A 10688-nucleotide genomic window follows, 5' to 3' on the forward strand; every position below is an offset into this window, starting at 1 on the left:
AAATTTCTTGTATGTCATTAAGTATTGAAACTCTTTTAAACACGGTTTTAAGGCCGTTACGTTAAGTATCAAATGTTTTGCCTATAGGCTCTATTTTGTTCTTTTTTTGTTCATCGGTATCAAATACATAAATCATCCCTAATCCTAAGAAATCCCACGAATTCCCGTCAGATCCCGCCAATTCCCGTAAGTATCAAATAAATTACTTCTCTATACGGCCGAAAAAGGATCTGAGCGGCGCCGATATGTGGGGCGCGACGATGTTCGATCAACTTGTTTGCCGGGTGATGTTCCATAAGCTGCGTTATGAGGGGATTTTTACCCCGCCATCCGAGCAGGGGACGCTGGTTTTCCCGGGGAATCTCGGCATGTTTGAGTGGGGTGGCGGTGGATCCGAATCACCAGGTCATGATCGCCAATCCCATGGCGCTGCCTTTCGTGTCGCGCTTGATACCCCGCAGCGCCAGCAATCCGATTCAGCCGGAAAAAGGCAAAAGCAGCAGCTCCGGTTCCGAGGCGGGTTTGCAACCCCAGTACGGGGTCCCCTATGGCGTGACGTTAGAAGCCTTTTTATCGCCCTTTGGTTTACCCTGCAAGCAGCCCGCCTGGGGCTATATCGCCAGTGTGGACCTGAAGACCCATACTATCGCCTGGAAGCACCGTATCGGCACGGTACGCGACAGTTCTCCGCTGCTGCTGCCCTTTAAAATGGGGATGCCGATGCTGGGCGGACCGATCGCCACCGCCGGTAACCTGTTGTTTATCACCGCAACGGCCGACAATTACATCCGCGCGTTTGATGTCACCAGCGGTAAACCGCTGTGGCAAGACAGTTTGCCGGCCGGCGGCCAGTCCACGCCAATGACCTATGAGGTCAACGGTAAGCAATATGTCGTCACCGCCGCGGGGGGACACGATTCGTTCGGCACCAAGCTGGGGGACTATATCATCGCCTACGCGCTGCCGGATGAGAAATAATCACCTGCGTAAGCCAGTGAAAACACCGGGGCCGATAGCGATATCGGCCCTTTTTTCATCTGTAAGGGGGCCAAGTCGCCGGTGCGCGGATTGCCCCGTTGCGCCGTGGCGGTGGCTGGCCCGGCACGCACGTTGCAGGATCTGCGCGCGCAGGCCGGCCACTTCACCCGTCCTGACGCCGATTTTCCGGCCGCGGTGGGAAGCAGGTTGCAAAAAACGCTTACGCCGCATGAGACGCGGCCCGCCCTCGTCCTACGCGCATCCCCCCGTGGATTATAGTTAATGGTATCAGCGGGTGGACCGGCGTGCGATGCCGAACGGACGGCGACGGACGGCGGATCACCTTATGTCGCGCGATACCGCGCAAAAAGCGCAAGGATACCCTGGCGCCTGGAGCCGTTGGGCCTACCCCCCGCGCCGCGCGGCCTGCCCGGTGCGGTACAGGCAATTGATCGTGGTGGTGTGCGAGTGTATGCTCAGGGCAATTTTTTTACCGTAACTCTTTTGGCTTGCCTCAAAGATGAAGGTGGCTCCGTTTAGGCGCGCAACGTATTCCGATCGCGACGTTAGCCTGGCGAGCCCCGTTCATCCCATGGCGAAAAGGACATGTATGTTACTTCCCGTAATTATGGCCGGTGGAACCGGCAGCCGTCTGTGGCCGATGTCACGCGAGCTTTATCCCAAGCAGTTTCTCACCCTGCACGGCGATCATTCCATGCTGCAGGAAACGGTGCTGCGCCTGGAAGGGCTTAATACCCATCAGCCGCTGGTGATTTGTAATGAGGAACACCGTTTTTTGGTGGCGGAACAGCTGCGGCAAATCGACAAGCTGTCGCAAAATATCATCTTGGAACCGGTGGGGCGCAATACCGCCCCGGCCATCGCATTGGCCGCCTTGAGCACCATCGTGGACGGCGATGATCCGCTGCTATTGGTGCTGGCGGCCGACCACGTTATTGAAGATGAGAAGGCGTTTCATCACGCTATCCAGCAGGCGCTCCCTTACGCCCGCAACGGCAATCTGGTGACGTTCGGTATCGTGCCCAGCGTGCCGGAGACAGGATACGGTTATATTCAGCGTGGTGAGGCACAGAATGATGCGGCGGTTTTCCAGGTGCATCGGTTTGTGGAAAAACCGGATCGGGCGACCGCGGAACGTTATATCGCCAGCGGCGAATATTACTGGAATAGCGGCATGTTCCTGTTTCGCGCTAAAAAATACCTTAGCGAGCTCGGTAAATTCCGCCCGGATATTCTCTCTGCCTGTGAAAAAGCCATCGAATCGCCGCAGGCGGACAGTAATCAGGAGTTCATTCGCGTCGACAAAGACGAATTTATCACCTGTCCCGATGACTCGGTGGATTATGCGGTGATGGAAAAAACCGCCGACGCCATGGTGGTACCGCTGGATGCCGGTTGGAGCGATGTGGGATCCTGGTCGGCGTTGTGGGAAGTCAATCAAAAGGACGACAGGCAAAATGCCCTTACCGGCGATGTTTTCCTGCACAATACCGCCAACTGCTATATCAATACCGATGAGAAAATGGTGGCGGCCATCGGCGTGAACAACTTGGTGATTGTGAACACCAAGGATGCGGTGCTGGTCGTCGATAAGGATAAGGTGCAAGACGTCAAGAAAGTGGTGGAATATCTGAAAACCCACGCCCGCAGCGAATATCGCCGTCATCGGGAGTCCTATCGCCCCTGGGGGCGCAATGACACCGTGGTCAATGAAGCGCGCTACAACGTCAATCACATTACCGTCAAACCGGGCGGGATGTTTTCGCTGCAGATGCATCATCACCGCACCGAGCACTGGGTGGTGCTATCCGGCACGGCGCGGGTGACGGTGGAGGACAAGTCTTATTTGCTGACCGAGAACCAGTCCACCTTTATTCCCGTCGGGTCGGTACACAGTTTGGAAAACCCGGGGAAAATTCCTCTGGAACTCCTCGAGATCCAATCCTGTTCTTATCTCGGTGAAGACGATATCATCCGTCTGCGCGATCCCTACGGCCGCTGCTGATTGCAGGCGCCGCGGCGCCGACGGCGGATTTCAGGATTAATCTGCTGTCTGGCCGGGGCGCCCTGTTTTACCCTCGCGCCTGCGGAGCCACGGTGTCGATTGCGATGAAATGCCATGATGAAAGAAATGCCATCTTTCCTTCCTGCGTGCTTATGGGAATATCTCGCCGTTCATGCCCGCGTCTTTGGGCCCTCCCGGGCGATTTCGCGCGCGGGCGGCAGGGGGGCGACACGGTGAGGGCAGGGACGAGAAACGAACGGCGATAAAGGCGCCGTCCGGTGGGCAGCAAGAAATCCCATCTGGTGACGCTATCGCGGTAGATGATAGAATTGATTTAACGGTACTGCTGTCGAAAACATTTTGAGGGAAACATGGCTGTTCTATCCTGCTTTAAGGCCTATGACATTCGGGGAAGATTGGGCGCAGAGCTCAACGAGGATATTGCTTATCGCATCGGCCGCGCCTACGGTGAGCTGCTCAAGCCGCGCAGTATGGTTATCGGTGGTGATGTGCGTTTAACCAGCGAGGGTCTAAAACAGGCCCTGGCGCGCGGATTGAACGATGCCGGCGCTGACGTCCTGGATATCGGCATGAGCGGCACGGAAGAGATTTATTTCGCCACCTCCCATCTGGGGGTGGGCGGCGGGATCGAGGTGACGGCCAGCCATAATCCGATGGACTATAACGGCATGAAGCTGGTGCGCGAGCAGTCCCGTCCCATCAGCGGCGATACCGGCCTGCGCGATATCCAGCGTCTGGCCGAGGAGAACGCGTTCGGGCCGGTGGCGCAAGCGCGCGGCAGCCTGCGCCGCGTCGATGTGCTGTCGGCCTACGTCGATCACCTGTTGGGGTTTATTGACCTCGCCCGGTTTCGTCGCCCCATGACGCTGGTCATCAACTCGGGCAATGGCGCCGCGGGGCATGTGGTGGACGCGCTTGAGGCGCGGTTCCAGGCAGCGGGCGCGCCGGTGTCCTTTGTTAAAGTGCATCACCAGCCGGACGGTCATTTTCCCAACGGTATTCCCAATCCGCTGCTGCCTGAATGCCGCCAGGATACCACCGACGCCGTGAACGCCGCCGGCGCCGATATGGGCATCGCTTTCGATGGCGATTTCGACCGCTGCTTTTTATTCGATGAGCAGGGGGGGTTTGTTGAAGGCTATTACATCGTCGGTCTGCTGGCGGAAGCCTTTTTACAAAAGCATCCCGAAAGCAAAATCATTCACGATCCCCGCCTGACCTGGAACACCCAGGATATCGTTACCCGCGCCGGCGGTACGCCGGTGATGTCGAAAACCGGCCATGCGTTTATTAAGGAACGCATGCGCGCGGAGAATGCGATTTACGGCGGTGAAATGAGCGCCCACCACTATTTCCGCGATTTCTTCTATTGCGACAGCGGGATGATCCCGTGGCTGCTGGTGGCGGAGCTGATGGCTGTGCGGGGGCAATCCCTGAGCCAACTGGTGGGTGAGCGTATGCGCGCTTATCCGGCTTCGGGTGAAATCAATCGCCAGTTGGTCGATGCGCCGGCGGCGATTGCCGCGGTGCTGGATCATTACCGTGATGCGGCGCTGGCAATCGATCGCACCGATGGCATCAGCGTGGTGTTCGCCGACTGGCGTTTTAATCTGCGCAGTTCCAATACCGAACCGGTGGTACGGCTGAACGTCGAGTCGCGGGGCGACACTGCCCTGATGAAGGATAAAACCCGGGAAATTTTTGCCATATTGACTGGAACGCACTGATGCTCAATGCCCTATTCGGTAGCATTTCCCGCTACCGCGGCTTTATTATTGATAGTATCCGCCGGAATTTTCAGTCCCGCTATCAAAGCAGCTTTCTCGGTGCGCTATGGCTAATTTTGCAGCCGGTGGCCATGATCTCGGTTTATACGCTGGTTTTTTCTTCACTGATGCGCGCGCGTATGCCCTATATGAACACCCCCTTCGCCTACAGTATTTACCTGTGCTCGGGCGTGCTGACCTGGGGATTGTTTACCGAGACGTTAAACGGCTTGGTGAATGTGTTTCTCAACAATGCCAACATCCTCAAGAAACTTAATTTTCCTCGTATTTGCCTGCCGATCATCGTGTCGGTATCGTCATTAATCAATTTTTTGATTATCTTTGCCCTTTTCGTGCTGTTTATGGTTGTTTCCGGCACGTTTCCCGGCTGGATCTTCTTTGCCATTATCCCCGTGCTGTTGGTGCAGATGATTTTCACCGTTGGTCTGGGAATTATATTAGGAGTGATGAATGTGTTTGTGCGCGATGTGGGGCAGTTTGTCGCCATTTTGCTGCAGTTCTGGTTTTGGTTTACGCCCATCGTTTACGCTGCGCGTACGCTTCCCGAATGGGCCCGCGCCGCGATGCGCTTTAATCCTATGGCAACCCTGGTGGAGTCATATCAAAATGTCTTGCTCTATCATCATATGCCTAACTGGCTGGCGCTGGTGCCGGTTACGGCTGTCGCCCTGGTGCTGTTTGCCATCGGCTGGCGGATGTTTCAGCGACACGCGGCCGATATTGTGGATGAGATTTAATGACCCGTATTGAAGTCAGTCAGGTCGGCAAGGCCTATAAATACTACGCCTCAAAATGGCTGCGGTTAGTGGAAAAACTGGGGCCGCTTTCCGTCGAGCGCCATAGCAAAAAATGGGTGCTGAAAGATATCTCGTTTACCATACAGTCCGGCGAGTCGGTAGGCATCGTCGGCGTTAATGGCGCTGGCAAAAGCACGTTGCTGAAGCTTCTTACCGGCACCACGAAACCTACTACCGGCAAAATTACCCTTCACGGGCGTGTTGCGGCGCTGCTGGAGCTGGGAATGGGGTTTCATCCCGATTTCTCCGGCCGGCAAAATGTCTATATGTCCGGTTTGATGATGGGCTATAGCTGCGAAATGATAATGAGCCTGATGGCGGATATCGAGAAATTCGCCGATATCGGCGACTATATCGATCGGCCGGTGCGCATCTACTCTAGCGGTATGCAGATGCGGCTGGCGTTCGCGGTAGCGATCGCGTCGCGGCCGGACATTCTTATTGTCGATGAGGCCCTGTCGGTTGGGGATTCTCGCTTCCAAGCCAAGTGTTTTGCGCGTATCGCCGACTTTAAGCAACAAGGCACCACGCTGTTGCTGGTTTCCCATAGCGCCGGCGATATCGTCAAGCACTGCGACCGCGCTATTTTTCTCAAAAATGGCGCCATCGAGCTTGACGGCACAGCCCGTGATGTGACCAACCGCTATTTGGATGAGCTGTTCGGTAAACAATCCGACGCAGCGGCGGATACGGCGCCGGCGGACAGTTCGTTGGGATTGACGTTGACCGACCAAGGCGATCTCTTCGCCAGCCGCCGCGGTTATCGCGCGGAAGAGTATCACTGGGGGCAGGGCGGCGCGAAAATCATTGATTTCGATATTCAGGCGGGCGGCGAACATTACCCCGCCGCCATTGATAGCAATAGCCAAACGGATTTGCATGTCAAGGTGTTGTTTGAGCAGGACTTTGACAGCGTGGTGCCGGGTATGCTGATAAAAAGTCTTGAAGGGTTATTCTTATACGGCACGAATTCATTTCTTTGCTCTCAGGGTCGAGAGTATATTTCGGTGAAAGCAGGGGAAGTCAGAGTCTTTACTTTCAGTTTCCTGATGAATCTCAATCAGGGCGACTATTTACTCTCTTGTGGGATCTCTGCCGGTAATCCCCTCGGAGAGATTGTGCCATTGGATCGGCGTTATGACGCCATCATGTTGCACGTCAGCCGCAAGGTGGAATTCTGGGGTCTTATCGATCTGGCATCGACATTTAAAAGTCATTCATAAAAAGTAAGCGCCCCGTGGAGGACGTCTTGAATTATTGGTGGGTTTGTTGTATMGCCAGGTAAGAATATGTTCCACTACGATGCCTAGTGAACCCGCATCCTATAAGGGACGGCTGTCAGATCATGGATAATCCGGCGATGATAGTGTCCACTTAAATTTTAATGGACACTATCACAAACTTCAGAACCACTAATTTCATATCACTCAAACCAGGATGAAAATAAAAGTTATTAAAATCAATACAATGTGAAAATGCAATGAGCATAAGCGTGTAACGTAGGTTTACTGTCTCATACAACAAACCCACCAATAATTCAAGACGTCCTCCACGGGGCGCTTACTTGCGCAGCAAGTCGGGGCTGGTATAGGGAATAATCAGGCTAATAATCAGAATCGCCAGCACATAAAACAGCAGGATACGCCAAAACACCTGCCGTACCGCCCGCGGGATATTCTTGGCCGGATCCGCCGATTCGCCGGCGGCGATACCGACAAGTTCGGTGCCCTGAAAGGAAAAGCCGACAATCATCGCGACGCCAATCATAGAGGCGAAACCGCCGGCAAAAGGCGCGTCACCCACCGTCCAGTTGTGCCAGCCCGCCTGCTCGCCGCCGCGTAGAATGCCGAAAATCATCAGCACTCCTACCGCGATGAACACCACCAAGGTGACGACTTTTATCAGCGAAAACCAGTACTCCGCTTCGCCAAATCCTTTTACCGAAATGACGTTGAGCAGGAACATGATGCCCAGGAACAGCGCGCTCCAAATCCAGCCCGGGACCGTTGGAAACCAATAGCTCATGACCAACTGCGACGCCACCAGATCCACCGCGATGGTGACCGCCCAGTTATACCAATAGTTCCAGCCGAGGGCGAAGCCGAAGCCCTCTTCCACATAGCGTGCGCCATAGGTGGCAAACGAGCCGGACACCGGCATATAGGCCGCCAACTCGCCGAGGCTGGTCATCAGGAAATACACCATCAGGCCAATCAATACATACGAGAGTAGCGCCCCCCCGGCCCCGCCTGGGAAATGGATGCGCCGGAGGCAACAAAGAGGCCGGTGCCGATGGAGCCGCCGATGGCGATCATGGTCAAATGGCGCGCTTTCAATTCGCGGCGTAGGCCGCTGCTGGGCAAAGGAGGGGTTGTTTTGTGACACATGGCGTTTGACGGGTCTCTGCAAAAATCGAGGCGGGATTGTAGCAAATCGTTCCCGCCGCGCACTCTAAACCAGTAAATTATAAGCGTCATATGACGAATTTGGCGTTTTTAACACCACTGCGCCGCGTCGTTGCAGTCGATTATCGCCATAAAGGAGACGTTTCTCACCTTTCACCCCGTTGTCAGGGGGAATGATGGGGTTAGCGGGCGTCCGCGCCGGCGGCGAGCTGACAGTAGTCGATAAACCGCTGCAGGGCGTGGGAGAGGTGTTTCTGTCGGTGATGCACCACATACAGCGTGCGGTAAAGCGGCGGCAGCGGCGGCGCCAGAGTCACCAGGGTGCCGAGCGCCAGCGCCTCCGCCACCACTCGGCGCGACAGGCAGCTGATACCCAAGCCGTGGCGTACCGCATGTTTGATGGCCTCGGAGTTGCCGAGTTCCATTTCTAAATGAAAGTGCGGCAGGCGCGAGAGCAGCAGATGGTCGACGATGTCGCGGGTGCCAGAGCCCCGCTCACGCAAAATCCAGGGGGCGTCCGCCAGCGCGGACAATTCCAGCCGGCACCCCGCCAGCAGGTGGTCGGGGGCGGCAAAAATCACCAGTTCGTCGTTGAGCCAGGACCGCGTCACCAGATCCGGGTGGTGGCTCGGTCCTTCAATCAGCCCCAGGTCAACGCGGAAATCCGCCACGGCGTTTATCACCTCCTGACTATTGCCCACCTGCAGCGACAGCGGCGTGCCAGGCACCGCGCGCCGGTAGCCGGCAATCAGCTCCGGCAAAATATAATTGCCGATGGTACTGCTGGCAAACAGCCGCAGCGCGCCATTGCCCTGGGAGAACAGTATGCCTATCTCTCCCGCCTGTTCTAGCAGCGCGACGGCGCGCGGATAGAGCAACCGCCCATGCGCATTGAGCACCAGTCGTTTGCCCACGCGGTCAAACAATTTTACTTTTAACTGCTGTTCCAGATCGGTCAACGCCGCGCTGACCGCCGACTGCGACAACGATAATATCTGTGAGGCCTGGGTGGTCGAACCGCTTTTCAGCACTTCGGCAAAAACTTCCAGCTGGCGCAGGGTAATGGCCATGGCTTTAGTAATCCAACATTTCAACGAGATAACCAACTATAATCATTTCTTTTCTTCTCTTCATCACTTTAACCGGGAGCCTAGCCAGGATGAGCGAAAACAAGTTTATCGGCGCGCACGTTAGCGCAGCGGGAGGCGTAGATCAGGCGGTGGCGCGCGCCCACGACCTTAAGGCGACAGCGTTCGTACTTTTCACCAAGAACCAGCGGCAATGGAAAGCGGCGGCGCTGACCACCGAGACTATCGATAATTTCCGTGCCGCCTGCGAGCGCTATGGCTATGCTTCCCGCCAGATCCTTCCCCATGACAGCTACCTGATTAATCTCGGCCATCCCACCCGCGAAGGTATTGAAAAATCGCGCGTGGCCTTCATCGATGAAATGCAGCGCTGCGAGCAACTGGGCCTCAGCCTGCTCAATTTTCATCCCGGCAGCCATTTACAGCAGATCGCGGAAGAAGAATGCCTAGCGCGCATCGCCGATTCCATTAATCTGGCGCTGGAGAAAACCCAAGGCGTCACCGCCGTCATCGAAAATACCGCCGGCCAGGGCAGCAATCTGGGCTTTCGTTTTGAACAACTGGCGGCGATTATTGATCGGGTCGACGATAAAAACCGTGTCGGCGTTTGCATCGATACCTGCCACGCCTTTGCTTGGATCATGGCCGATAAACGCTTTGATGGCATTCCGATGATTCTGGAAACGGTCAACCCGGATATCTGGCCGAAGGAAATCGCCTGGCTGAAAGCATTGGCCGCCGGCGGCCACACCGCCGCAACGCCTGCCGAAAGCTAAACGCCAAAGAAAACGACCCGCCGGATAACCTTGCGGGCCGTAATGCGCCCCATCGCGCAAAGCGGTTCGGACGTTTTAAGCGTAACTGCCCTTGCGGGCGACGACGTACTGGCGGGCGAACGGGTCGGCCCCCTACGCACTAGCACGTCAGGACGTTTCCGCCCACACTCCCCTTCATGCCGGCGAGGGCTCGGTACGGCATTTTTACCTCATCAGGGCGCTTTTGCCGCCCCTCTGCCGGCAAGGGGATACCAAAAGTCAGGCCAGAGCCCTCTCTGCGTCAGGACGTTTCAGCAGACTGTACAGCACGCCCAGCAGCAGAGTGCCGGTGGCAATCGCGATGATATAGCCGGTCACCGGCGAGATGGCGCCCGGGATCAGCAGCACGAACAGCCCACCGTGCGGCGCCATCAGCGTAGCGCCAAACATCATCGACAAGGCACTGGTCAGCGCGCCCACCACCATGCTAAGCGGGATAACGCGCATCGGATCGCGAGCGGCGAAGGGGATCACGCCTTCCGAAATAAAGCACAGGCCAAGCACAAACGTGGCTTTGCCGACTTCACGCTGGGTATCATCGAACTTACGGCGTCCGATAAGCGTGGCCACCGCGATGCCCAACGGTGGCACCATACCCGCGGCCATAATGGCCGCCATCGGACCATAGGTCGTAAGCACCCCGTGGAGGACGTCTTGAATTATTGGTGGGTTTGTTGTATGAGACAGTAAACCTACGTTACACGCTTATGCTCATTGCATTTTCACATTGTATTGATTTTAATAACTTTTATTTCCATCCCGGTTTGAGTG

At 55.9% G+C, this 10688-nt stretch carries 6 protein-coding genes and 3 pseudogenes; 6 read left to right on the plus strand and 3 right to left on the minus strand.

What is annotated here, in order from left to right; genetic code table 11:
- Positions 1-209: 209 nt before the first annotated feature.
- From ACMX3H_RS04375 to ACMX3H_RS04395, 5 genes and pseudogenes are all read left to right on the plus strand, one after another.
- Positions 210-978: pseudogene (locus ACMX3H_RS04375) on the plus strand (membrane-bound PQQ-dependent dehydrogenase, glucose/quinate/shikimate family); the annotation flags it as partial.
- A gap of 610 nt (positions 979-1588) precedes the next feature.
- Positions 1589-3004: a mannose-1-phosphate guanylyltransferase/mannose-6-phosphate isomerase gene (locus ACMX3H_RS04380; RefSeq protein WP_415209941.1), complete on the plus strand. Its 1416-nt coding sequence runs from the start codon at positions 1589-1591 to the stop codon at positions 3002-3004.
- A 371-nt stretch (positions 3005-3375) separates the two neighbouring features.
- Positions 3376-4752: a phosphomannomutase CpsG gene (gene cpsG / locus ACMX3H_RS04385; RefSeq protein ID WP_415209942.1), complete on the plus strand. Its 1377-nt coding sequence runs from the start codon at positions 3376-3378 to the stop codon at positions 4750-4752.
- Positions 4752-5549: an ABC transporter permease gene (locus ACMX3H_RS04390; RefSeq protein ID WP_415209943.1), complete on the plus strand. Its 798-nt coding sequence runs from the start codon at positions 4752-4754 to the stop codon at positions 5547-5549. Before cpsG ends, ACMX3H_RS04390 begins: the two co-directional genes overlap by 1 nt.
- Positions 5549-6832, plus strand: coding sequence for an ABC transporter ATP-binding protein (locus tag ACMX3H_RS04395; RefSeq protein ID WP_415209944.1), 1284 nt, complete (start codon positions 5549-5551; stop codon positions 6830-6832). Before ACMX3H_RS04390 ends, ACMX3H_RS04395 begins: the two co-directional genes overlap by 1 nt.
- Positions 6833-7175: 343 nt before the next feature.
- Here ACMX3H_RS04395 and ACMX3H_RS04400 read toward each other — a convergent pair.
- Together ACMX3H_RS04400 and yieE are read right to left on the minus strand one after the other, a co-directional pair.
- Positions 7176-7996 (minus strand): annotated as a pseudogene (locus ACMX3H_RS04400) (amino acid permease); the annotation flags it as partial.
- Positions 7997-8196: 200 nt separating this feature from the next.
- Positions 8197-9084 carry a DNA-binding transcriptional regulator YeiE gene (yieE, locus tag ACMX3H_RS04405; RefSeq protein ID WP_415209946.1) on the minus strand — a complete coding sequence of 296 codons (888 nt, stop codon included), beginning with the start codon at positions 9082-9084 and terminating at the stop codon, positions 8197-8199.
- 89 nt (positions 9085-9173) lie between these two features.
- On the opposite strand from yieE, the gene nfo reads away from it, so the two are divergent.
- Positions 9174-9878 carry a deoxyribonuclease IV gene (nfo, locus tag ACMX3H_RS04410; protein ID WP_415209945.1) on the plus strand — a complete coding sequence of 235 codons (705 nt, stop codon included), beginning with the start codon at positions 9174-9176 and terminating at the stop codon, positions 9876-9878.
- Positions 9879-10136: 258 nt separating this feature from the next.
- Here the strand turns inward: nfo and ACMX3H_RS04415 are convergent.
- Positions 10137-10547, minus strand: a pseudogene (locus tag ACMX3H_RS04415) (fructose-specific PTS transporter subunit EIIC); the annotation flags it as partial.
- Positions 10548-10688 lie beyond the last annotated feature (141 nt).

Source organism: Sodalis sp. (in: enterobacteria), assembly GCF_047607725.1.
Lineage (GTDB): Bacteria > Pseudomonadota > Gammaproteobacteria > Enterobacterales > Enterobacteriaceae > JBLKSS01.

Bases quoted from the DNA above. Each gene is read 5' to 3' on its own strand.
- ACMX3H_RS04395 (WP_415209944.1), top strand. From the start codon at position 5,549: ATGACCCGTATTGAAGTCAGTCAGGTCGGCAAGGCCTATAAATACTAC.
- ACMX3H_RS04390 (WP_415209943.1), top strand. From the start codon at position 4,752: ATGCTCAATGCCCTATTCGGTAGCATTTCCCGCTACCGCGGCTTTATT.
- nfo (WP_415209945.1), top strand. From the start codon at position 9,174: ATGAGCGAAAACAAGTTTATCGGCGCGCACGTTAGCGCAGCGGGAGGC.
- cpsG (WP_415209942.1), top strand. From the start codon at position 3,376: ATGGCTGTTCTATCCTGCTTTAAGGCCTATGACATTCGGGGAAGATTG.
- yieE (WP_415209946.1), bottom strand. From the start codon at position 9,084: ATGGCCATTACCCTGCGCCAGCTGGAAGTTTTTGCCGAAGTGCTGAAA.
- ACMX3H_RS04380 (WP_415209941.1), top strand. From the start codon at position 1,589: ATGTTACTTCCCGTAATTATGGCCGGTGGAACCGGCAGCCGTCTGTGG.